Source organism: Paenibacillus sp. Lou8.1, from assembly GCF_024213565.1.
Taxonomy (GTDB): domain Bacteria; phylum Bacillota; class Bacilli; order Paenibacillales; family Paenibacillaceae; genus Paenibacillus; species Paenibacillus polymyxa_B.
Map to the genome: position 1 here is coordinate 126,229 of NZ_JANAVN010000014.1, position 24,944 is coordinate 151,172.

Consider the following 24,944-nt stretch of genomic DNA (forward strand, 5'->3'; position numbering starts at 1 on the left):
TTCGCCGTTTTAGGACAGAATTCGCTTGTTGACATCGTTTTGGAGAGGTACAATGTCCCAAATCTCAGTTGCATACTGCTGAATCGTACAATCACTAGAAAATTTCCCGGAATGGGCCATGTTCACAATAACACGCCGAGTCCACTCCGAGGGATTCCGATACACTTGTTCAATGTGAACCTGTGTATCCACATAGGATGCGAAGTCCTTGAGCACAAAGTATTCATCATTATGATCAATCAGGGATTGATAAATGGCCTCAAATTCCCGTTCATGCCGCGTAAAAGGAGCATCGTTCACGAGTTGATCCAACACTTCACGCAGTCTTTCGTCACTGTTGGCTGTTTTGCGCGCCGAATACTGGCCGTCTCGGTAATATGCCTCGATCTGATCCACCTTCAATCCAAAAATGAACATGTTGGCATCGCCTACCATTTCATGCATTTCAACATTGGCTCCGTCCAATGTACCTATTGTGAGCGCACCGTTCATCATAAATTTCATGTTCCCTGTGCCTGAGGCTTCCTTGCCTGCCGTGGAAATCTGCTCACTGACATCCGCCGCAGGAATAATCAGCTCCGCTAGCGAGACCGAATAATTTTCAAGGAAAACGACTTTCAGCTTGTCCTTGACATCTACATCCCGATTGATCGTGTCCGCCACGTTGTTAATGAGCTTGATCGTCTGTTTGGCGAGAAAATAACCGGGGGCGGCTTTGGCTCCAAAAACAAACGTGCGTGGCGTCACATCCAGGCCAGGATTACTTTTAAGCTGACTGTATAAATGCATCACATGCAAAATGTTGAGCAGCTGTCGCTTATAACCATGCAACCGTTTGACCTGTACATCAAAAATGGAGGACGTATCCAGCCGCACGCCCTGTTTTGCAAAAACATGCTCAGCGAGCCTGACTTTATTATTTCGCTTAATCGCCTGTATCCGTTCTTTGAACGACTCGTCCCCACTGTAACGAAGCAGGTCGATGAGCTCCCTTGGACGGGTCCTCCAACGTGTACCGATGGTCTCATCGTACAAGCTTGCCAGCTCCGGGTTGGCATGTATTAGCCAGCGGCGATGGGCAATCCCGTTTGTTTTATTATTAAAACGGTCAGGGTACAGCTCGTGAAACGACTTCATCTCTCGTTCCTTTAATATTTGCGTATGCAGCGCAGCTACCCCATTAACGCTGTAGCTGCCGACGATTGCCAAGTGAGCCATACGGATTTGTTCACCGTGAATAATCGCCATTTCACCAATTTTGATGTCCTGACCCGGGTAACGCTCCAGTAGCATAGCGCAATAACGTTTGTTAATTTCTTCAATGATCAAGGAAATACGAGGAAGTAGCTCCCGTACCATATTGACAGGCCATTGTTCCAGCGCCTCACTTAATATCGTATGATTCGTATAAGAAACGGTTCGCGTCGTAATATCCCATGCATCGTCCCACCCCAAGCCCTTCACGTCTATCAGAATACGCATCAGTTCCGGTATAACCAGCGTCGGATGTGTATCGTTAATGTGCAGTGCTATTTTATCGGGCAACTGGCTATAAGGTAAACGAAGCTTCTCAAACGTACGCAAAATACTTTGCAATCCGGCCGAGCACAGGAAATACTGCTGCTTCAAGCGAAGCAGCTTTCCCTCATAATTGGAGTCATCCGGATATAGAAATGCCGAGATGGATTCCACCGATCGATTGTAGTCGAGAAAGCGGTAATAACCGCCCTCGCCTCGAATCGGTCCTCGAACAGGATCAAGCGCTGATTCCGCACTCCAAATCCGCAGCGTATTCACCTGCGCATGACCATAGCCCACCAGCGGAATATCGTAAGGGACAGCCCAGACTGTTTCGGCATCCTGTGTCTCGAATACAAGACGTCCCTCCTGTTCACGGGTTTCCACTCTTCCCCAAAAATGAACCTCGACCTTTTTGTCAGGACGGCGTTCCTCCCAGACATTCCCTTTCTGTAACCAGTAATCCGGCAGTTCAACCTGATTGCCATCCACAATACGCTGTTCAAACAGACCATATTTATATCGGATGCCGCAGCCATGTCCTGCATAGCCAAGGGATGCCAGCGAGTCCATGAAGCAAGCCGCCAGACGGCCGAGACCACCATTGCCTAACCCCGCGTCAGCCTCCTGTTCTTCAATTTCCTCCAGATCCCAGCCCAGTTCACCCAATGCCTGCCGTACCATATCCAGTACGCCCAAATTAAGCAGATTACTGCCCAGTAGACGACCTATCAAAAATTCCAGTGAAAAATAATAAATCTGCTTCTCTTGTCCTTCTTTGTAGGCTTGGTTCGTTTCTGCCCAATTCTTGCCGACTTGTTCACGAATCATGCCACCCAAAACCTTATATACGTCTTCCGACTGAGCCTCCTGCATCGGTTTGCCCAGCCTTCCGACCAGTTGCTCTCGAAAAGCCTGCTTAAAAGCTTCTTTATTGCTGAACAAAGTTGTACCTCCTGTTATTTCCGTTTTAATGGCTAAGTATATCCTTTAAATTACGCTATTCTTGGCAATGACATAGGGAACTCTAATGTCTCCAATCAGAGTTCGATCTGGTGAAAGCTGTACATCTTTATCTAAAACCACATTCTCCACAACTGCCCCTTTACGGATAACACATTTTTGCATAATAATCGAGTTGCTTACCCGCGCGCCCTCCTCCACCTGCACTCCACGGAAAAGAATACTGTTCTCGACCTTGCCCCCAATGGTGCAGCCATTAGCAACAAGCGAATGATCCACCTCGGCGCTGTGCGTATAACGAGTCGGGGCTTCATACTTGATTTTGGTGTGCACCGGCTGATTCTGAAACAGTGCTTGATACTGCTGCTGATCCAGCAGCTTCATGCTATTTTTATAGTAGCTCTCGATAGAATTAATGACTGCATGATAACCTTCATAACGATACGCATAAATGCGCAGCCCACTTGGGTTTTTCTGGATGGCATCGCGAAAGAAATGATTATCCTGATGGGCTATGCAATGCTTCACCTGATCCAGATACAAGCCTTTGTCCATCACGAACATTTCCAGATAAATATTATGATGATCCTGCTCCTGATGAATACCAGTCACCCGTCCGTTCTCATCAATCTCCAGTCGTGCACAAGGAGCATGCTCAGATTCGAGCTGGTCTATGGGTTTATATACGAGGGTAACATCTGCATTTTTCTCCCGATGATAACGGTATACATCCTCGATATCAACCTTATTGACATGCTGAGTTCCTGCGTGAACAAGGGTTTGCCCCGATGAGCGATGAAAAAAATCCAGATTGTTGTGCACATGCTGCAAATCTCCACGTGATGCATCCGTCGGATCATTCCAGTCCGGTGGCAAAATAAACAACCCGCCCCGTCTGCGGTCTAAATCCCAAGGCCGACCTTCACCCAGATGATCCAGCAGCGAACGGTATTTGCGGCGGATAAACAGTGCAATATCATGCACCCCTGCATGCATCATGTTGGATAAGGTAAAATCAATGAGCCGATATCGACTGGCAAAGGGAACTGCGGCCCCGCACCGGAAATAGGTCAACTCCTTCAACTGATCCAGTTCGTGATCCAGGTTGATAACTCCAATGAGTCGGCTCATAGCAGACACCGTCCTTATCCGGGTTAAATTCGTGCATGAAGCTGGCTTTCCTGATCGAACAAAATAATCTCATCAGAACTATCTTCAGGTCCGATAAACGCGTTGTCTTCAATAACGATGTTCTCATTCACGATAGCCCGGTGGATACGTACATTGCGCCCAATTTTTACGTTCGGCATGATGACAGAATCGGTAATAACGCTCCCTTCACCTACTTCGACCCCATAAAATAGTACAGAATGCCTTACTTCTCCATCTACCATGCAGCCTTCATTTACAATACTGTTTTTGAGAATCGCCCGTTGGGTTATATACTGGGCCGGTTGATTGGGACTGCGGGTATAGATGCGCCAGAAAGGATCGTTCAGATCCAAAGGCGGATCCTGAACCAGAAGATCCATGTTGGACTCCCACAAGCTCTGAATGGTACCTACATCCTTCCAGTACCCGGCAAACGGGTACGCATACAGCGACCGGCCATGCTGAAGCAACAATGGAATGATATCCTTGCCAAAATCATGTGAGGATTCAGAATCGCTTGCGCTTTCCAGTAAATAGCGACGCAACACCTCCCATTTGAACAAATAAATGCCCATGGAGGCCAATGTACTTTTCGGCTGTTCAGGCTTCTCCTCAAAGTCGTATATTTTCAGATCATCATCGGCGTTCAGTATCCCAAATCGTTGGGCTTCCTGAATCGTGACATTGATGACAGAAATGGTGCAGTCTGCTTCCTTCTCCTTGTGATAGTGGAGCATTCGACTGTAGTCCATTTTATAAATGTGATCCCCTGACAGAATGAGTACATGCTCCGGGTCATACTGATCCAAGAAATGCAGGTTTCGATAAATTGCATCCGCCGTGCCCCTGTACCAGTTGTTTCCATTTTCTTTCTCGTGCGGAGGTAAAACGAACACTCCTCCATCCAGGCGATCCAAATCCCAGTCGCTGCCTACGCCGATATAGGAATGAAGCACCAACGGCTCGTATTGGGTCAATACGCCTACGGTGTCTATACCAGAATGAGTGCAATTGCTGAGAGGGAAATCAATAATGCGGTAAGTTCCTCCAAAAAACACTGCCGGTTTGGCTAGTGTACGGGTAAGTCCTTTGAGTCTTTTGCCTTGTCCGCCGGCGAGCAGCATGGCAACCACTTCCTTCTTTCTCATAACAAAGACCTCCCTGTCATGTGCGTCTGAAGCAATTGTGGCGGGATATTTGATAATATCCATTAAACATGAAAAGACAGTCGTAATCGTTTCATTGGCGAAGGAACGGGTAAGATGTGATGGAGAAGGGTAAAATCATAGTTATGCGGAACGAGTGCAAGGAATCACTAAATCGTAAAATCCCGTTCATCTTTTCACATTTTGGATACTTTTAAAGTATTCGTGTATGACAACATGATCATAAGGAGGCGTTATTCATGAAGAATAAAAAATGGGTGGTAGCAGCATTGGGAATGGGTGTTACGTATCTGATGAAAAATAAAGGGGCACGCGATAAGGTATTGAATAAGGTACAGACCATTGTCAATCGTGCGAAAACATCTGCAAAATCGTAGAATGTTAAAGGTAGAAAAAGCGAGCCTCTCTGAATCATGGTTCAGGGAGGCTTTGCTCTGACTTTTTTCTGCGTCTACGAACAAAATATGGTTCGAGGCTGTATCCGTAGACGGTCAGGCATTCTCCTTATGTTCTTCTACTTCCATGATATGTTCAACGGTAAAGGTTCGATGCGTCCATTCGGAAGAACGGTAAGCCTCTAGGAGACCAAAGGTACGAATTTTCTCCTTGTCCACCTTCTTAAAGGTATGAGTAATCCCTACCTTTCCCCTGAAAGGAAAAAAGGAAAGACCTACAGTCTGATCCGATAGCCACTCGGCCCAAACTCGCCCGCTTTCATGTCGAACAGCCGGGAAGCTTAAACCTTCAGCAAACCATTCATAATCTGCTGTAGGCGTACCCGGCTCTCGGCTGCACAAAAACAGACTCAATTCGTCGCAAAACAACATTCTCCGTACATCGGTCCGCACTTGATGGTCGAAGGTTACGCCACATGCCAACTCCTGTTTGAGCCTCTGCCGACGCTGTTCCTCCGCCTCCTGATAAGCATGCGTAATCTGCTTGTCCTGAGCGTTTTGATGCTCGGTCCGTCCGACTAGCTCCTTGTACATCAAGCTACACAGTAACGCCGCATACATACTTCCTTGTTCGACTTCATCAATCCCAAGACGATAGAAAACAAAACGTGGACTGAGCGGAAAATCAATAAATGTATATGGTGCAGATACATGATCATTCCAGAAAGGAGCAGCGTCTAACTGTATCCAACCCCGATCATGCTCCCTTGCTGCATATACAAAATCCTGCTTATGACGTCTATTCTTGAAGGCACTCTCCTCCCATTGCGAAGCCAACTCACCCGAAATATGGGCATGGTCATGCTGGGTCGTCATGATATAAGCTTGGTCCGTTTCATAAATAACCATATGCTCTCCCCTTCCGTTCGGCGATTCGTGTGATTGTGTACAAACTCTCTGATCGAAGGCCATGGTTATGCTTACGTTTATTATATCAGGATAAGGGTAAAAAGGCAGGCAAGTTTTCCGCCCCTTTATATCTAATTACCCTTTTGATTCTGCACTCGAAACTGCTGTGGGGTCATCCCCTCCAGCTCACGAAACACTTTGTTAAAATGCTTTGCATTGTCAAAACCCACGTTAGCCGCAATTTCATAAATCTTGCCCCCTTGACACTCCAGCAGCTTTTTGGCTTCTGCAATGCGCAGCCTTTTTACATATTGAACAAAGCTAAGGCCTGTATAGGCTTTGAAAGCCTGACTAAAATACGTATAATTCAAGGATACTGAATTGGATACTACTGCCATATTTAAATCCTCGCTGTAATGAGCATGGATGTATTGGATAGCACGTGTCATGCTACCGTTTCTATCGGCGATCACACTCGCGCCAGCCAGTCTATCTTTCTCTACGCTGACAACACTATCGTCTATGAGGTGGTTCCTCTCCTTCAATTCCTCATTCAAAACTGCCAGCGCACCAAACAGCTCCTCCCTTACAATCGGCTTGAGCAAATACTCCCGTGCCCCGCAGCGAATCGCTTCGCGCGCATACTGGAACTCGTCATATCCACTGAGAATGATCACCAAAGGTCTGCGTTCCGGCTCCAGCTCGCGAATATGCTGCATCAGCATAATGCCATCCATAACAGGCATACGGATATCCGTTATCACCAACTCGGGCAAAAACTGCTTCACATGCTGCCAGGCTTCCCTTCCGTCCTTGACCAGTAAACATTCATAGAGACCGGAAAATTCCCGTTCGATCATAGCTTGAAGTCCCATTCGAATATTTTTCTCGTCATCCGCAATCAACAGCTTGGTCGTCATGGTCCGCCCCCCTCATCATGTAACGTCTAGGCAAAATTAGGGTCACTGTCGTCGATTGTCCGGGGATGCTGTCCAGTCTTATGCCATACTCTTCGCCATACTGCATACTTAAACGGCGATGCACATTATACAAACCGATTCCCCCATTCATCCCGGGCTCATGGGAATCCATATCCGTTCGCACTAGACCAGCCATGATGGCGTTTCTTCTTTCTTCAGATATCCCCACTCCGTTATCCTGTATACGCAATTCTATGATATCCTGCTTAGAGCAGGCTTCAATCGTGATGCTGAATGGGCTTTGCAATGTACTCCAACCGTGCTTGATAGCATTTTCGACTACAGGCTGCAGCGACATTTTCAGCATCTCCAGTTCCATAAACGCCGACGATAGATGAATTTCCAATCCAATTTGGTTATCGTGGCGAATGTTCATGATGGCCACGTAATGCTGGATATGTCGGATTTCATCTCTCAACGCAACACATGACCCGGACCATTGGAGATTATAACGCATCATCGAGCCAAGGGAGGTAAGGGCATCCGACAGCGGATACTGCCGTTCTATCTCCGCCATCATTTTTAAATTTTCCAATGTATTATAGAGAAAATGGGAATCAATCTGATGCTTGAGCGCTAGCAGTTCAGCCTCCTGAGCAGCGGCCTGCTTGTGTACTGCCTCGGCAATGAGTCCGTTAATCCGACTTAGCAGACTGCGAAAATATAGAGCCAGCTCAGCCACTTCTCCCCGCCCATATACTGGAATTCTAAGCTGAAAGTCACCCTCCTGCTCTACTTTTTTCATGGATTCACGCAGTGTATGTAGCTGCTTGAGAATGAAGGCATGCAGGGTATAAGAAATGACGGACATAAACACAATCAGCATACTAATAATGAGCAGCATGGCATTGCGTTTCTGGCGGAGATCACCCAGCGGACCGTCCAGCGCCACCACATTTAGCAAATAGGCGTCCAACCCTTCTATATAACGATACATACCGAGATAAGGCTTATTCTCATAGGAAAAATCAAAAGCACCACCCGGTCCCTGAACCTGGGACTGAAACAGATGGTGCACATGGGACAGAGGGATGGAAATTGAATCTGATAGAGAGGAAGCTGTAGCTATATCGCTAGAAGACATTGGTTTGTCAGCGTTCCTTGCGCTGGAATCGCCGTCCAGAATGAACATTTGCCATGCACGATCACGTTGTGGGATTCCAAATACTCTAGGTGAAAATAGCTCCAGCCTCATGTTTGTTTCTACCAGACCTGCGTGTCTTCCTCCGGTAGACTGAATTTCACGCAGCAGTGCCATATACTGCACTGTCTCACTTTCCTGCCGGGATTGCCCCAGAAGTAAGCTTTTCGGCCCCTTGTACATTTCCCACCATATTTTCCCTTGTTGGAGTTGGGCCGTTTTCAGCCAGGAAGCCTTAGGCAATCGTGATTCTTTGAAAATCATCGGCCATATTTCATGCGTCTGGGGATTATTGGTATACAGTCGAATGTTCTCTACATTGGGATTACTGTACAGCAAGTGCTGTAAATTTGGAAACACATTCAAGTTGAATTGGACTAGCTCATCGCTGCTTATTTCACGTTCCTCGGTCAGATAACGAAGTACGTTGCGATCTGAGATCGCAAGCTGTGCGGTTCGCTCCATAATTTCCATATTGCTATGAATATGGGCCAGCTCTGTATCCAACACATACTGATTTTGTACGGTGATGTCGTGCATGGTATTCTCGTACAGTTGGTGAAAGGTATATAGCGAGAATAATACCACCGGGATTAAAATGACTCCGATATACGCGACAATGAGCTTAACTTGAAGGGAGCAACCGCCAAGCCGATCGGCCGTCCCCTTCATCCACTGCCATATAGTGCGGCGCAGCAGGCTCTTCATCTGTGAACGTGCACGGCCTGGCATGAAATCACATCCTTAGGGGTTCAATAGATTAAAGCATTGAATTAAATCATTTGGTGAACTGTTCAATTTTCTTAAGGTTTTCCTCATAGGCTTTTTGCTGATAGGCCATAACTTTGTCATATCCTGCTTTTCTGCGGTCTTCCAAAAAGCGAGCAAACAGCTGGTCGAATTCCTCATCTGAGGAAGTCAGCAGCAGCTTCGGCAATGTCTTGCCCCAAATTTTATCTATCTGGCCTGACGCAATGCCCTCTGCCGAAGTTCCAGTCGGTTTAATATTGTCATATTGGGAGAAGCCTTTCGTCTTCCCTTTCGTCCAATCCTCTGGCTGCTTATACGGCTCGACGCTGGGCGGCGCCCACTGCAAATTCATATTCGTATCCATCAGCATCCAGAAGGTGAAGGAGGCGCCATATTTTTTATCAAAAGCAGAACGATCCTTGTTCAACAGCTCCTGTACCTCCGGCTTGAAGGCTGGCTTACCGTTAACCATGTCCCATAGCTTGCCCTGCTCCCCCAGATACAGGTCACGATTTCCTTCCTCGCTAATCAGATAAGTCAGAAATTCAATAGCTCGCTCCTTGTCTTTGACATCCTTCGAAATAAGCGTCACCGTCCAGCCGGAAATACCAGGCCCGGCGAGCGTCGGCGGGTCCAGCTTACTGTTCGAAGGTCCATCCACCGCGATATAGACGGAGTTCGGGTCCTTCGCATATAACAGTACCTGTTGAGTGGCAAAGTCAGAACGCTGATATAGCATGGCAAAATATCGGCCCTGTGCCACCTTTTCCTCCATTTGCGGACGTTTGTCGATAAATACGTCCTTGGCGATCAGGCCCTGCTCATTTGCTTGACGGAATGTTTTGAGCCAGCGAATATACTCTTCGTCCGAACGACGATCGTATAGCTTGCCGTCCTTTTCATGAGGAATGGCTAGAAAATTGAGTAAATAGTCTTCAAAAGAATAATTTCCGTTATCTGTAAATTCGTGAAATCCTATCGGGATAAGAGGCTGACCGTTCACCTCCGGAAATTTCTCTTTCACTTTTTGAAGCGCTTTCAAAAATCCTTCTGGTGTCCTCATATCTGGTTTGCCGATCGCCTCGTACATATCCTTCCGAACCATAAACGTCTGGTTGGACACAAAATTTTGGCCGTATTTTTGATAATCCTGTGGCGAAGAAGAAGCGTTAGGATACCCGTATACGTTCCCGTCCGTTTGGCGATACCAGGACATTTTCGCCGGATCAGCTATTTTAATCAGATACGGATCGTATTTCTCGGCCAGCTTGTTGAGCGGAAGCACCATCTTACCCTCGATCATTTTTTTGACCGCGTCCTCTCCCCAACCCAGCGTGACAAAATCAGGCAGCTTGCCGGAGGCCAGCATGGTATTGAGCTTTTCATTTTCATTCCCTGCGGGTACGATAAAATTGACGCTGACCCCAGTCTTTTGCGTAACATACTTTGAGGTCATATCCGTCCCCCACTTGTTCGGGAACCAGGAAAAGTTCAAATACCAGTCAAACGTAATCGGCTCCATATCCGCCTTCCATCCTGGTACATCTGCCGTAGCCTTGGTCTTCTCGTCCTTCAATTCCGTGACAGTACCGCCTCCACCGGACGTACATGCCGCGAGCAAACCCACCAGCAGAACAGAAGCCAACAGCCCCTTCTGCCATTTGCGAATGTTCATCATAAATCTCCCCCTTGGATGATGTGCTATCCCTTAATCGAGCCGATCATCAGACCCTTGACGAAATATTTTTGCAGAAAAGGATATACCAGTACAATGGGCAGTGTCGTCACAACCATCGTCGCCAGCTTGATCGATTGCGAAGTGACGGACTGGGCAACGACCCCCGGTGCAGCAGCCATCATCTGATTAGAGCTGGATTGGGCAACAACCCGATACAAATACGTTTGAATCGGCTGAAGATCCGTATTATTAATATAGATCATTCCAGTAAAATAATCGTTCCACTGGTATACCCCATGAAACAACGCAATCGTCGCTACTACCGGCATAGATACAGGAAGCACGATCCGGCAAAAGATACCGAAATCGTTCGCACCGTCTATTTTCGCCGCCTCTTCCAATGCATCCGGCAGTTCTCGGAAAAAAGCCATAAAAATAATAAGGTCAAAAAAGCTGAACATCGCAGGAATGATGTACACCCAAAAGCTGTCCAGCAGTCTGAGATCACGAATCAGCAAATACGTTGGAATCAATCCCCCACCGAAAAACAGGGTAATGGTGCCGATCAGCATATATAGCTTGCGCCCGATCAGCTCCTTACGGGAATATGCATATGCAATCATAGCGGTAAAAAACACATGAACAATCGTGCCGATTAATGTCTTGGCAATAGTCACTCCCATCGCAGTCATAATACCGTTGTTGGCAAACACAGCCTGATAGCTGCCCAGACTGAAGACCCTCGGCCACCAGTAAATGCCGCCCCTCATCGCGTCTGCTCCTTCGTTAAAGGAGTTCACCAGCACATACCACACGGGATACAACGTCACAAAACAAATGATCAGCATGAAGACGTTGTTCACGAAATCGAATATCGCTTCGCCTGCTGTTCTGCGTTGCAATAGCTGCATGCAGCCGTCCTCCTTCAAAATAGGGATGTATTATTCACCCGCTTGGTCACCGAATTGGCAATTAGCAGCAAAATGAGAGCAAGAACCGATTTTAGCAAACCCACTGCGGTAGAATACGAGAAACGGCCCTGCTGAATGCCCACTTGATATACATAAATATCAACTACATTACTTGCACTTTCATTCAGCGAGTTACGCAGGACGAGAATTTGATCGAAGTTGGAGTTCAATATGCCGCTGACCGCCAAAATAAACAAAATGGATATTGTCCCCTTGATAGCGGGAAGTGTGACGTACCACATTTTCTGAAAGCGTCCGGCCCCGTCAATGGTGGCCGCTTCGTACATGTCCGTAGATACCCCCGCCATTGCTGCCAAATAGATAATAGCTGACCATCCAAGCTCCTTCCAGATATCCGAGCTAACGACGATAGCCCAAAAATAGCTCGGCTCTGCCAAATAACTGATCGGCTGGTCAATCCACCCCCAGGCTAGCAATAGTTGATTAATCATCCCGGTATCTGCCAGCCACGTCGTTAAGATCCCGCCAAGAATAACCCAAGATAAAAAGTGAGGAAGGTACGAAATGGTCTGAATAGATTTTTTGAACCGAATGGATCGTATTTCATTCAGGAAGAGAGCAAATACAATGGGCAACGGGAACCCAATCGCCAGCTTGAGCAAGCTAATGCCCAGTGTGTTTTTGACAATGTACCAAAAGTTATCATCCTCCAAAAAGGCCCGAAAATGCTCTAACCCCGCCCAAGGTGCGCTTGATATGGTTCCAATGATGTCAAAATGTTTGAAAGCAATTAAAATACCGTACATCGGAATGTAATGAAAAATAATCATCCAAACCACCCCAAGCAGCGCCATGGTCTGCAAATGTCTTTGTTGAACCCATTTGCGCGCTAGTGATGCCCCTCTCCCCGATCGAACCGGCGGCTGTGTCTGCAGATTCTTCCATCCTGTACTCATACGAGGACCTCCCTTCTTTGTGATGTAAGCACTTACATTTATTATTTTAGAGGCTTCTGCTTCGAATGAGTAGTACTGGATTTTTTGATTTTGGTATCTAAATTTCAGGTGGGGATCTAACTATACGCACAAGTTTTCTTCCAGCCTTTGGATATTTACATCTATTAATTTACGAAGAAGACTATCAGATGGTACGATAAGACTATATGTGATTCCAATCATTACCTATATACCTAGATCAGGAGGATTAAGAATGGAAGAATTGGTTCGTTCGATTCAGAAACAGGTCCGAATTAAAAAGGTTGCCTGCTGGGCGGGGCTCATCATGTTTGGCCTGTGCACTTTAGTTGGCATTGCAGCTCAGGAATGGCTTATGACGCTCTTGGCGCTCGCGATGACAATTTTATCCGTCTATGGATTAACCATGATGCGTGGTATGACAAAGTTTACTAAGGAGTATCAACCGGGAAAGGGCTACGGTTATTATCGTCGTACGGTACAACAAAAGCTGCGCTATCTAACTTGGGGACAGTGGTTAGTAGGCGGCCTTATTGTCCTGATGTTCTTTGTATTTAACGTCCGACTTAGCGCTTTTCTCATAGCTATTCTGGGTATCCTAACCATTCAGTTCAGTATCAAAAAACGAATTAAAAATCACCAGGAGCCCGATATCACTGAGCTGGATGAGTTTGTACGAATGGGGATTGTTTCTTCGCATGAGCAGACTATTGGGGTATATAAAGATTTTCTACACCTGAGCCATACGTTTCGGGGTAACCAAATTGTTATCGTTACAGACAAACGCCTGATTTCTGTATTTGTGGAGGAACAGGGGCGTGCGGTGAAAACGGAAATGCTGCTCTCGGGTATAAACAAAATACGCGCAATCGGTACGGGTTTTCAGGGTCAAGGTATATTGCTGTCTGTAAGTAACCGTGACCATAACGAGCTTCACATTCATATGGTCGGGAAAAGCATTTTCTTTTCTCCAGAGCAATTCATAGGCTCCTTGCTATGGGCACTAGATGCAGCGTTAAAAAGCAGATCATACAGCACGGAAGAACCATTCCCGTGCTACCAACAGACAAGAATTTCATTGCACCCCTCAGAACAAGGTTTGCTGCATAAACCTACGACAGCTTAAATAATTTTGGGACATGTACCACGTTATATATATGCGTTATGATCGATCTTCATAATACGCCAAATAGCAAGTAAGCCCTGATCTTAATGAGCTTACTTGCTATTGGGTGTACTTCCACATCATATTTTCAAATGAACTGCCTACCTGCTAAAACAACTAATTTTCTACTTTACTTCTGCCTTCTTAATGATTGGCTCCATGATAGAATACCGTGATGAGGTCATGACTTGTAACAAACACTAGCAAGCTAAACAGACTGAGCGACAGAGGGCGTGAAATCAATTTTTTCATCCTTTAACACTCCTTTTAAAATAGTTATATATTGGTCTTGCTGTGTTGCTGTCGCTTGGGATCTGAAAATTTCAAATATAGCGGTACATTTCCTAAACTCATGCTCATGTTCCATACCCAGGGTATCGGACAACATGAGAGATTGCAGGATATAGCCCAACGCAACCGTAAACTGTTGTTGCTTGATATAATAAAGAGCCAACTGATAGCAGAAGCGAAAATAATAAGATACATTCACGGGCTCTTCTAAATATTTAAAACCTTCAATTTGTTCGGCAAATGATTCAAGCACAGCCTCTAAAGGATAGTCATATCTCGACGCTCCCTCAACGATGGAAAGAAGCCCCGGTAACAGCTCTTCCGGATTATTATGAAGAAATTGCATGTATTCCTGCAACACTTCGGCATGGCCTGACAAAATATCAAGGGCATACAAATTAGCTCTGGCAGCATAGCGGTAATATTCGACCTCTGCTTCCCCATATTGATCGAGACCATTAAACCAGCCCAATTCTGCATATTTTTCGATGCAATCGCGAGCGGCCTCATACTTGCCCTGTTTTTGGAAGGCCATGCCTTTCATGAGATGACTGTAGCCGTAGTAGTAGACTAGCGGCCGTTTGGTATGTATGGGTGGTATAGGTTTCTTGCGCGCTTTGTAGAGCTGTAATTCCTGATACTTTTGGTTGACATGGCTATACAACCGGTCGCATAAAGCAATCATATTGGCACCATCCGCAAATGAAAAAGACAGCTTAATCATGTTAACAAGTGTGTCTAGATCTGTGATGTCGGAGTGAACAAGATCATCCACCGTTCCCGCCTCCTTATCCGACTTTTATATTCACCAAACAAAAGTAGATCTAAATCCTAACTGAAAATAACTTAATTACGTATTTATCACGTAATTAAGTTATATCATAAATTCAAGCATATGACAAGTGCATTATGATAATATATTCCAGTTTTTAAAATACCGATGTAAGTGGATCGTTCACTTGTTCATTTCCATGTGAAGCAAAGGAAATGCCCTACCTGATCCATCCAGTGCAGATCGCCCCGTTTGTACAAAGCCGTAATGTCTGTAGAAAGCATACGCTTTCTCGTTCTGCTCATTCACGTCCACTTTGAGATGCTTCCCTTTTATCTTTTCAGCATACTGGATGAGTCGGCTGCCTATGCCCTGCCCATGCCGTTCAGGGTCCACAAACAGCATCTCTATTTTCAATCCGTCCAGCCCGATAAAACCTGTTGGTTCTTGACTTGTATTCCATTCCATCCAAACTTCAAGTTCTCTTAAAACACCATTGCGTACGATATGATGATAAAATTGAATGTCCTCTTCCGACAAAAATGTGTGCGTCCGGCGTACAGCCCGCTGCCAAATATCAACGAGTTGATCATGATTTTCTTCACGATAAGCAACAATTTCATTTTGCACTTGTACTTCCCCCCTCATTTAAAAATCGATATTGCATGTTTTGCAGTAAGTCTAACATGCCTATTTTGAAGCATACAAACACAAAAAAGGAAGCGGAATAATTCCGCCTCCCTTACACTACAGCCTTTTACAACGTAACACCGTTTTTAAAAATAGCGAGCTCTCTGAAATTGTTTTTCTCATTGTTCACCCAGGTTCCGCTGGCTACATCGACAATGTAATCAACAAAGTTGCGGAGCGCTTCTTCCATACTGACATCCTCCACCAGTGAACCGGCGTTATAGTCGATCCAATGAGGTTTAGCTTTATACAACGGCGAGTTGGTTGAGACCTTCATCGTCGGAACAAAGGAGCCAAACGGCGTACCGCGTCCGGTTGTGAAAATGACGAGCTGGCAGCCCGCTGCGGCGAGAGCTGAAGATGCCACTAGATCGTTGCCCGGTGCGCTGAGTAGGTTGAGTCCCTTGGTCTTAAGACGCTCCCCGTACTGAATGACATCAGTGACCGTGGAAGACCCGGATTTTTGCGTACAGCCCAGTGATTTATCCTCCAGTGTCGTGATGCCCCCTGCTTTATTGCCCGGCGACGGATTTTCGTATACTGGCTGCTTGTAATCCAGAAAATATTGTTTGAAATCGTTAATCAGATGTACGATCTTATTAAATACTTGCTCATCGGCAGCGCGCTCCATTAAAATCGTCTCCGCCCCGAACATTTCAGGTACTTCTGTCAATACCGTTGTTCCACCTTGCGCGGCCATATAATCCGACAATCGTCCGAGTAATGGGTTGGCAGTAATACCCGATAAGCCATCAGATCCACCGCATTTCAAGCCGATGTTCAGCTCAGACAAAGGTACAGGTTCCCGTCGATCTTCTTGCACGGCCGCAAAAATTTCATGAAGCAACCTTACCCCTTCCTCTACTTCATCCGACACATCCTGGGAAAGCAAAAACTTTACCCGCTCCGAATCATATTCCCCGATGGCTTCCTTAAATTCTTTCATTTCATTGTTCTCACAGCCCAAACCCAGTACAAGTACGCCACCTGCGTTCGCATGTTTCACAGCATCGATCAAAATCGTGCGCGTATGTGCGTGATCGTCACCCAACTGAGAACAACCATAGTTATGCTTAAGCACAAGTGCATTTTCAAAAGGTGAAATATCTCCCGCTTCCTGCTTGAAACGGTTTAAAATAAGTTCAGCGATCCCGTTCACACAGCCGACCGTCGGCACAATCCACAACTCATTGCGAATCCCCACACGACCGTCCTTTCGCCGAAAACCTTGAAACGTACGACTCTCCTGTTCATATAAATGAGGAGCTGGCTTAGGCTTATAAGTGTACTCCTCCACGCCTGTCAGGTTCGTCTTCGTATTATGCGTATGCACATGCTGTCCTGCCTGAATGGGCTGAATGGCATGACCAATGGGATATCCGTATTTCAGAACATGCTCACCTTCCGGTATATCCTGCAAGGCGATTTTATGCCCACGTGCTACATCCTCGGCTAGCTCCACTCGTTGTTCTTCTTGTGCTCCCCACGCCAGTGTCTCTCCCTGCTTGTAATCACGCAAGGCGACAGCCACGTTATCTTGATCATGAATTTGAATGAATTCCAGCATTCCGGTCTCCTCCTTGCTTATGCTCTGGGCACGCTGTTCTCGGTTAGAGAATCGAGCGTCTCCTTCATTCCTCTGCTTGTAATTTCATACACGTGCTGTGCCGTTTGTTCAGCCAGCCCTTCGATCTGGTTCAGGTCTTGACCCCACCATGTCTGCTGGCCGAGTACAAGCGCAGTCAATTGCTTCGCCCCGGCGAGAGTACCGTCATATTGACTCCACAGTTCACCAAACATGCTCAACACTTCCGCTTCATCTGCCAACGCAATCGACTCACCATTTCTGTCTCCACGATAAAATACGATCAGAGACGCCAGGGAAAATACAATTTTGGCAGGCAACGCCTTACGCTGTGTCACATACTGGAGCAAGGATGGCAAGTTCCGTGTCTTGAACTTGGACACCGAATTTAGTGCGATACTCATAACATAATGACTTACATATGGATTACGGAATCGTTCAATAACATCGTCGGCATATACATTCAATTCCGCTTCTGACGAGTCCAGCGTCGGAATAATTTCTTCTCGGATCAGCGACTGGATAAAGTTGCCCATAATATCATGCTCGACCGCCTGCCCCACCGTGTCCAGGCCATATAAATAAGCTACAGGTGTAAGAGCCGTATGTGCTCCATTCAAAATGCGTACTTTCCGTGTACGGTAGGGTGCCATATCGTCAACAATCAGTACATTCAATCCGGCCAAATGAGCAGGTAATTCTTCTTTAAGCCACTGTGGCCCTTCAATAACCCATAAATGATACTGTTCGCCCACAACAACCAAATCGTCCTTGTAACCTAATTCTGCTTGAATTTCATGGATTCGGTCTTTGGGATAGCCAGGTACAATCCGATCGACCAAACTGTTGCAGAACGTATTCGATTCCTCCAACCATGCAATAAACTCGGCCCCAAGCTTCCATTGGTCCGCATATTTCAGTACGATTTCCTTGAGAGCGTCTCCATTACGGTCGATGAGCTCGCACGGAATGATCACCAATCCCTTGCTCTGATCGCCCCCGAAGAATTGAAAGCGCTTGTACAGAAAGGCGGCTAGCTTGCCTGGAAAGCTCTTTTGCGGACGATCTTCCAATTGATCCTCTGGGGCATAAGCGATCCCCGCTTCCGTCGTGTTCGACACGACAAAACGCAGCTCCGGCTTTTGGGATAATGCTTCATACTCCACAAAGTCCGAACCGTACGGATTAATCCCACGAGTGACGCACTCCACAACGGTATGCTCCTTCATGGCCTTCCCATCCTTAATCCCTTCAAGAATAACCGTATACAGGCCATCCTGCTCGTTAAGCTTCTCCACGAGGCCTCCTGGCTGCGGTTGTACAATCACAACTCCCGTATTCCATTCTGCCAGCTTATTCATTTTGTCAAATTGCCAGTCTACAAAAGCACGCAGGAAGTTCCCTTCCCCGAATTGCAGCACCCTCTCGGGATGTGGTTCAGTAACGATAAAGCTTTTTCTGTTTAATTGGTCTAATTCATCTACTTGTTTCATCCGGAGTAACCTCCCACAATTACCATAATGATTTCATCGTTATTTTATCACAATGCACACGTTAACAAAATAGTTTTATCAACATTTTTAGTTTAAAAAAATAATAATGACAATAACATGAACACGTTAACATATACGTTTATATAAAAATCTGCAAGTATATCGTCCTTTTTCTGTTGTTTCGCACCTGATCTAAGACGGTTAAGGCTAACTATCACCCTATCCCGAAACCTTGTTCTTATATACATTTCAGGAGAATAGACGCAAGAAAGCGCGGGCAGGATAACACTACTTACTAGGCAGGAGGAACATCTATGAAGACAATCGCAGATACTATTGTACAAGTTTTGGTCAATGCAGGGGTCAAGCGGATTTATGGCATTGTTGGAGATTCTCTAAATAATATGGTTGATTCCATTCGCAGAAACGGTCAAATTGAATGGATTCATGTAAGGCACGAAGAAGTGGCTGCCTTTGCAGCCGGAGCGGATGCTGACCTTAGTGGCAGCATTGCTGTATGTGCTGGAAGCAGTGGTCCCGGAAATTTACATCTGATTAATGGTTTATATGATTGCCACCGCAATCGGGTGCCTGTACTGGCTATTGCCGCTCATATTCCAAGCGACGAAATCGGAAGTGAATATTTTCAAGCTACACATCCTGAGCATCTTTTCGGAGAATGCAGTCACTTTTGTGAGGTGATTACGACACCGCGTCAAATTCCCAGAACGGTGACCATGGCCATTCAACAGGCAATTTCACGTTCAGGTGTATCCGTCATTGTTCTTCCCGGTGATGTAGCAGCTTTGGAGGCGGAAAAGGTACCCGTCCCTGAACATATCTACCATCCCACTGCACCTGTAGTGCACCCGTCAGCTTCCGAAATTTCCCGACTGGCCGAATATTTGAATAAAGGCAAACGAATTACGTTACTATGCGGCGCTGGCTGTGCACAATCTCACGACTTGCTCATACAGTTATGTGACAAGCTAAAGTCCCCCATGGTATCTGCTCTGCGAGGCAAGGAATATCTGGAGTATGACAACCCTTATTATGCTGGATTGACTGGACTGATCGGGTATTCTTCCGGGTACCATGCGATGATGGATTGTGACGTCCTGCTTATGCTCGGAACTGACTTCCCTTACAGACAATTTTACCCTGAAGATGCGATTGTCCTACAGGTAGATATAGAGCCAGCCCATCTCGGCAGACGTACTCCGTTGACGTATGGTTTATGCGGGGATGTAAAAGCCACATTGGAAATGCTGCTACCGCATTTAACGTCAGAACATGATTCCCGGCATCTAGAGAAAACCGTCTCCCACTATACCAAGGTACGCCAGGAGTTGGATGACCTTGCCGTCGGTAAACCAGGTCATACGCCGATCCATCCGCAATATCTCGCCAAGGTCATCAGTGACGCCGCGCAGCAAAATGCTATTTTCACCTGTGATGTCGGTACTCCCACTGTATGGGCGGCGCGTTATTTGCAGATGAATGGACAGCGTCGGCTTCTCGGCTCATTCAACCACGGCACGATGGCAAATGCGCTGCCGCAGGCGATCGGAGCGCAGGCCACTGAGCCTGACCGACAAGTGATTGCCCTCTCAGGCGATGGCGGACTCACGATGCTGATGGGCGACCTGCTCACCCTGAAGCAGCATCAGCTGCCTATCAAAGTCATTGTTTTCAATAATGGCGCTCTCGGTTTTGTCGAGCTGGAAATGAAAGCGGTCGGATTCCTGGAAAACGGCACGGAACTGGTGAATCCTGATTTTGGTGCTGTAGCGCAAGCCATGGGACTCAAAGGCATCCGGGTTGAAGATCCGACAATGCTGGAGGATGCCATTCAGCAAGCATTGGCTCATGATGGCCCTGTTGTGGTAGACGTGGTGGTCAACCGTCAAGAGCTATCCATGCCACCCAAAATTAATCTTAAACAAGCAGAAGGATTTACACTGTGGATGATGAAAGCGATGCTGAACGGACGCGGTGACGAGATTGTAGAACTAGCTAAAACCAATCTCTTTCGTTAAATACAGACGAAGCGGAGCACATTTTAACCTAAAAGAGGCAGAAACCATACATCTAGCATGGTTTCTGCCCCTTTGGCCTGCCTGTTAATTAAACGAGACTCAGCGTGGTCTGCCTGCCGTTGATTTCCGCTTCATGAGCGCGGTCTCCATAAATATAAGCTCACCCTCATTGGACGGTGACTGAATTCGTTCCAGAATGCAGGCGGCTCCGCGCTCACTTATCTGCTCAATCGGTCTTTTGACCGTTGTTAACGGTGGAGTCGTATACATTGAGAACCCGATATCGTCAAAACCAATGACAGAGATATCCTCTGGTACCTTCAAGCCATTTTCGAATACCGCATTCATTGCCCCAATAGCCATATCATCGTTAGAGCAAAATACCGCTGTCGGCGGCTCCTGCAAGGAAAGCAGTTGCTTCATTGCCTGGCTTCCGCTTTCAGTATCATAATGGCCTTGCACGATATATTCATGTCGAATCGGCTTACCACTATCAATCAACGCATTCATAAAACCCTCGCGGCGTTGCTGGGTAGACTTGAAGCCTTCTACCCCTTCAATGATCGCAATGCGTTCATGCCCACTTTCAACGAGAAAGGAGACCGCTTCATAGGACCCTTCCTTATCATTTGAAATCACATTTACAATCCCCGCCCCGGATACCTGCCGATTCAGTACAACAAGCGGAATGCCTTGACCGAGCACATGATAAATAAAAGGGTTGTCCGCCTCGCTCTGGCTCATCAGAATGATACCATCAAAACGCTTGCGGTGAATGGCCGAAAAATCGGCGTAATCGTCAATCCCTCGCACAAACAGATTGTAATCCACCCCGATGACATGATTAACTCCACGGATGGTATCCGCAAAAAAACTGGAGCTGGTGCCTTCTGAAATACTGGTGAAAAACAGGCCAATCGTATGCGAGCGCTGGAGAACCAGGCTTTTGGCATTAAAATTTGGAATGTAATTGAGTTGCTCTGCCAACTCCATAATTTTGCGTTTCGTATCTTCTTTAATCAGCGGGCTGTTATTGAGCGCCCGGGAGACGGTTGTATGGGAAACATTAGCCAATTTGGCAATGTCTTTAATGGTAGCTGCCATATACGTATCCTTTCCTTAGTGAGGCTCTAAAAAAATTATATACCCACCATACCACAGGAGCCGCCCGGAAAAGAAGACTTTCACAAATTATACGCGGTTATCCGCATGTCGACGTTGTAACTCTTGAACCATTTCTGCATGTCTGCTGTCAGTTAGCTTGTACATTTTACCGATGACCAGCATGGCCAAAGCCAGGGCAACAGCCGGATAGAGACAAAGCAATGCCTTGATCCCAAGCAGCGTTCCAGAGGACTGAACCACATTCGGAACATACCCGATGAGCGCTAGTCCAATACCCGATAGAAAGCCAGACAAGGATTGAGCCAACTTACGTGAAAAGTTAAATAACGAGTAAGTAATCCCTTCTTTACGCTCCCCGGATGACCATTCGCCATAATCAATGATATCGGACACGAATGCCCAGGTCACCCCGTTAGGAATACTAATACCAATGAAAGAAATACTGGCGAGGATTGTAAAAATATATACATTGGAAGGCATAAAAAAGTTAATGGAGTCGGCAATGACACTAACCAGCATCCCCAGTATGGCTGTTTTTCGTTTACCGAAGCGCCGTACCAGCTTGGGCAGGAACAACACACCCAGTAGCGACGAACCGATAATAATAAAATTCATATAAGCCATTAATTCTACATGCCCCAAGTTATATTCGGCAAAATAGATCAGCAGTGCGGACTTGATATTGTACGCGGATATGGTGAAAATCGTCATCAAAACGAGTACCAGCAAAGGCTTGTTATTCGTAAAGGTATGCACGATAACGCCTATAGATAGCTTCTCTTTTGGCCCGGACTGGCTAATAATACGTTCTTTCGTTCCTCGGTAACATATGATGAAAGCGATCACACCAATGAGTGACATAATCCCCATCACAACCGGATAGCCAACATGATGGTTAGGAAACAGTAAAATAAGCGGCATGACAACGACACTGGTGACGAATAATGCGCCCAGAGATCCCGCCTGACGGAAAGATGACAATGAGGCACGCTGATGAGTATCCTGCGTAATGGCGGCACCCAGCGAGCCGTATGGAATGTTTACAATAGAGTAGCCGATTCCCCAGATCATATAGGACGCATAAGCGTAAATGAGTTTTCCAGTAGGCGAAATATTCGGCGAAATAAAGGTAAGAATCGTAAGAATTGCAAGGATAACGCTTCCAACGATAAGAAAAGGTCTAAATTTTCCACGTGTACCGATATGTTTGCGATAATCAACAAAGGACCCAACAATGGGATCACAGACAGCGGCAAATAGCTTGCTGACCAAGAAAATGCCTGCGGCGGCTCCTGCAGAAACCCCAGCTACATCTGTAAAAAATTTCAGCAAATACAACTGCCCCAAATCAAACATGAATCCGTTTCCAAAGTCACCCATACCATATGAAATCTTTTCTTTCAGGCTAATATGCTCGCCTGTCTTGTTGTCAGTTTGGACGCTCTCCTGCACGATAGGCACTCCCATACCTACACACTCCTCTATGTTTGTAATTATTTTCACATAGTTAGTTGATAACTATTTTGTTTTCAATTGCTCTTACCGGGAGTTTTGAAACAAGCTCCTGGCAAGAGCTCTTTTTATGAAGTTAGTGAGTTCTCACCTAGGCAATAACTTCACTTACTATGAACAACCGTTGGGAAATTAAAATATTGCTCGGCGTTATTGTAGCAAATATTTTGTACCATTGCTCCGAGCAGTTCCAGATCCTCAGGCGCCTTACCCTCCTGAACCCACGTTCCGATTAAGTCACAAAGTATACGGCGGAAATATTCATGGCGTGTGTAGGATAGGAAGCTGCGGGAATCCGTCAGCATACCAATAAAGCGGGACAGCACCCCGTAGTTAGCCAGCAACTTCATCTGCTCCTGCATACCTTCGATGTGGTCGTTATACCACCATGCCGTGCCAAACTGGATTTTCCCTACAGTTCCACCGGATTGGAAGCAGCCCGCGAGACTTGCCAGTACTGGATAATCAACCGAATTAAGCGAATACAAAATCGTTCTCGGTAATCCTCCTGCCATCTCCTGTGCGTCCAGCAATGCCGCCAATGGACGAGCGATCGAGCCATCATTTACGGCATCGTAACCTGTATCCGGTCCCAAATGACGGAACATAGCCGTGTTGTTGTTACGCAGCGCGTGAATGTGGTATTGCATAGCCCAGCCATGTTCTGCATACTGTTTGCCAAGGAAAACTAGAACGTACGATTTATATTTGGCCTCTTCTAAAGGAGTCACATGGCCTTCCTCCAGCCCCTTGCTGAATATGGCTGCTGCTTCCTCCAGTGTCGTTTCTTCATAGACAACAGTATCGAGCGCATGATCAGATACCCGACCTCCGGCAGCATGGAAATGGCGCACCCGGCTTGCCAGCGCATTCAAAAACCCTTCCAGGCCAGAAACATCCAGTCCGCTGACTTCACCCAACCGAGCCACCCAAGGCTGGAAAGTTTCGCGATTAATTTCCAAAGCTTTGTCGGGGCGGAAGCTTGGCAGCACTGCCACTGGGAAATCGTTCAGCTTGCTGATTTGTTTGTGGTATTCGAGATGGTCCGTCGGATCATCCGTGGTGCACACCACAGTTACCTTCGAGTTCACAATCAGATCATGTGCGCCAAAGCCCTTTCCCTGCAGCTTTTGGTTTACCTTTTCCCAGATTACAGGTGCGCTCTGTTCATTCAGCAGCTCATAGACACCAAAAAAGCGTTGAAGCTCCAAATGCGTCCAATGGTACAGCGGATTGCCGATTAGTGTAGGTACGGTTTTGGCCCAAGCCAAAAACTTGTCATAATCTTCACCATCACCCGTGATCAAACGCTCCTCGACCCCATTGGCCCGCATAAGTCTCCACTTGTAATGATCTCCGTACAACCAGGCTTCCGTAATATTCTTGAACTTTTTATTTTCATAAATTTCTTGTGGACTTAAATGGCAATGATAGTCAATAATCGGCATATCCTTGGCATACTGATGATATAAGGTTTCAGCCGTTGGATTGCTCAACAAAAAGTTTTCGTCTAAAAACGTTTTGGTCATTACTTTCTCATCCCTTCTGTAATCGTGTTTCCTAACAATTTGTTAACGTTAACAAAAATGTTCGATATACTACTTGCCTTTTAACAATTACATTCCCCATAGCAGTAGGAAATCCATATGATTTGTACAGGACAATACAACTATAATATGATACCTGTACATCATGTCATACTGGTTTGCTTCGC

The 24,944-nt window shown here is 46.3% G+C and carries 19 protein-coding genes; 3 read left to right on the top strand and 16 right to left on the bottom strand.

What is annotated here, in order from left to right:
- Positions 1 to 9: 9 nt before the first annotated feature.
- From NLX78_RS19780 to NLX78_RS19790, 3 genes are read right to left on the bottom strand one after another with little or no spacing between them, the layout of a single operon-like run.
- Positions 10 to 2,463, bottom strand: coding sequence for a glycogen/starch/alpha-glucan phosphorylase (locus NLX78_RS19780; RefSeq protein ID WP_254351343.1), 2,454 nt, complete (start codon positions 2,461 to 2,463; stop codon positions 10 to 12).
- A gap of 45 nt (positions 2,464 to 2,508) precedes the next feature.
- Complete coding sequence (gene glgD, locus NLX78_RS19785) at positions 2,509 to 3,612, bottom strand: glucose-1-phosphate adenylyltransferase subunit GlgD (protein ID WP_061830347.1); 1,104 nt, start codon at positions 3,610 to 3,612, stop codon at positions 2,509 to 2,511.
- Between the two features lie 23 nt (positions 3,613 to 3,635).
- Positions 3,636 to 4,781, bottom strand: coding sequence for a glucose-1-phosphate adenylyltransferase (locus NLX78_RS19790; RefSeq protein WP_069291775.1), 1,146 nt, complete (start codon positions 4,779 to 4,781; stop codon positions 3,636 to 3,638).
- Positions 4,782 to 5,038: 257 nt separating this feature from the next.
- Between NLX78_RS19790 and NLX78_RS19795 the strand changes: the two genes are divergently transcribed.
- A complete protein-coding gene (locus NLX78_RS19795; RefSeq protein WP_023988334.1) occupies positions 5,039 to 5,176 on the top strand; it encodes a hypothetical protein in 138 nt (45 codons plus the stop codon).
- 114 nt (positions 5,177 to 5,290) lie between these two features.
- On the opposite strand, the gene NLX78_RS19800 is transcribed toward NLX78_RS19795, so the two are convergent.
- The 6 genes from NLX78_RS19800 to NLX78_RS19825 form a co-directional block, all read right to left on the bottom strand.
- The gene (locus tag NLX78_RS19800) at positions 5,291 to 6,103 is read right to left on the bottom strand and encodes a DUF3891 family protein (protein WP_254351344.1); all 813 of its coding nucleotides are present in this window, start codon (positions 6,101 to 6,103) and stop codon (positions 5,291 to 5,293) included.
- A gap of 131 nt (positions 6,104 to 6,234) precedes the next feature.
- A complete protein-coding gene (locus NLX78_RS19805) occupies positions 6,235 to 7,023 on the bottom strand; it encodes a response regulator transcription factor (RefSeq protein ID WP_061830344.1) in 789 nt (262 codons plus the stop codon).
- Positions 6,995 to 8,956 carry a sensor histidine kinase gene (locus NLX78_RS19810; RefSeq protein ID WP_254351345.1) on the bottom strand — a complete coding sequence of 654 codons (1,962 nt, stop codon included), beginning with the start codon at positions 8,954 to 8,956 and terminating at the stop codon, positions 6,995 to 6,997. Before NLX78_RS19810 ends, NLX78_RS19805 begins: the two co-directional genes overlap by 29 nt.
- Positions 8,957 to 9,002: 46 nt before the next feature.
- Positions 9,003 to 10,649 carry a type 2 periplasmic-binding domain-containing protein gene (locus tag NLX78_RS19815; RefSeq protein ID WP_254351366.1) on the bottom strand — a complete coding sequence of 549 codons (1,647 nt, stop codon included), beginning with the start codon at positions 10,647 to 10,649 and terminating at the stop codon, positions 9,003 to 9,005.
- A 26-nt stretch (positions 10,650 to 10,675) separates the two neighbouring features.
- Positions 10,676 to 11,563 (bottom strand): carbohydrate ABC transporter permease, encoded by an 888-nt coding sequence (locus NLX78_RS19820; RefSeq protein WP_254351346.1) that lies wholly within the window; start codon positions 11,561 to 11,563, stop codon positions 10,676 to 10,678.
- Between the two features lie 14 nt (positions 11,564 to 11,577).
- On the bottom strand, positions 11,578 to 12,540 hold the full coding sequence (locus tag NLX78_RS19825) for an ABC transporter permease (RefSeq protein WP_254351347.1): 963 nt from the start codon (positions 12,538 to 12,540) through the stop codon (positions 11,578 to 11,580).
- Between the two features lie 253 nt (positions 12,541 to 12,793).
- Here NLX78_RS19825 and NLX78_RS19830 point away from each other — a divergent pair, with 253 nt between their 5' ends.
- Positions 12,794 to 13,684, top strand: a complete 891-nt coding sequence (locus tag NLX78_RS19830; RefSeq protein ID WP_254351348.1) for a hypothetical protein — start codon at positions 12,794 to 12,796, stop codon at positions 13,682 to 13,684.
- Positions 13,685 to 13,931: 247 nt separating this feature from the next.
- On the opposite strand, the gene NLX78_RS19835 is transcribed toward NLX78_RS19830, so the two are convergent.
- The 4 genes from NLX78_RS19835 to NLX78_RS19850 form a co-directional block, all read right to left on the bottom strand.
- Complete coding sequence (locus NLX78_RS19835) at positions 13,932 to 14,789, bottom strand: DNA-binding protein (RefSeq protein ID WP_250268154.1); 858 nt, start codon at positions 14,787 to 14,789, stop codon at positions 13,932 to 13,934.
- A gap of 180 nt (positions 14,790 to 14,969) precedes the next feature.
- The gene (locus NLX78_RS19840) at positions 14,970 to 15,416 is read right to left on the bottom strand and encodes an acetyltransferase (RefSeq protein WP_061830338.1); all 447 of its coding nucleotides are present in this window, start codon (positions 15,414 to 15,416) and stop codon (positions 14,970 to 14,972) included.
- 127 nt (positions 15,417 to 15,543) lie between these two features.
- Positions 15,544 to 17,043 (bottom strand): UxaA family hydrolase, encoded by a 1,500-nt coding sequence (locus tag NLX78_RS19845; RefSeq protein ID WP_250268152.1) that lies wholly within the window; start codon positions 17,041 to 17,043, stop codon positions 15,544 to 15,546.
- 17 nt (positions 17,044 to 17,060) lie between these two features.
- The gene (locus NLX78_RS19850) at positions 17,061 to 18,554 is read right to left on the bottom strand and encodes a tagaturonate reductase (protein WP_254351349.1); all 1,494 of its coding nucleotides are present in this window, start codon (positions 18,552 to 18,554) and stop codon (positions 17,061 to 17,063) included.
- 314 nt (positions 18,555 to 18,868) lie between these two features.
- Between NLX78_RS19850 and poxB the strand changes: the two genes are divergently transcribed.
- Complete coding sequence (gene poxB, locus NLX78_RS19855) at positions 18,869 to 20,593, top strand: ubiquinone-dependent pyruvate dehydrogenase (protein WP_254351350.1); 1,725 nt, start codon at positions 18,869 to 18,871, stop codon at positions 20,591 to 20,593.
- A 99-nt stretch (positions 20,594 to 20,692) separates the two neighbouring features.
- Here the strand turns inward: poxB and NLX78_RS19860 are convergent, their stop codons facing one another.
- The 3 genes from NLX78_RS19860 to uxaC all read right to left on the bottom strand — a co-directional run bounded on the left by NLX78_RS19860 (position 20,693) and on the right by uxaC (position 24,759).
- Positions 20,693 to 21,697, bottom strand: coding sequence for a LacI family DNA-binding transcriptional regulator (locus tag NLX78_RS19860; RefSeq protein WP_069079639.1), 1,005 nt, complete (start codon positions 21,695 to 21,697; stop codon positions 20,693 to 20,695).
- 87 nt (positions 21,698 to 21,784) lie between these two features.
- Positions 21,785 to 23,185 (bottom strand): MFS transporter, encoded by a 1,401-nt coding sequence (locus NLX78_RS19865; protein WP_061830333.1) that lies wholly within the window; start codon positions 23,183 to 23,185, stop codon positions 21,785 to 21,787.
- 149 nt (positions 23,186 to 23,334) lie between these two features.
- Entirely contained in the window at positions 23,335 to 24,759 is a 1,425-nt protein-coding gene (gene uxaC, locus NLX78_RS19870; protein WP_254351351.1) for a glucuronate isomerase, read from the bottom strand.
- Positions 24,760 to 24,944: the final 185 nt, after the last annotated feature.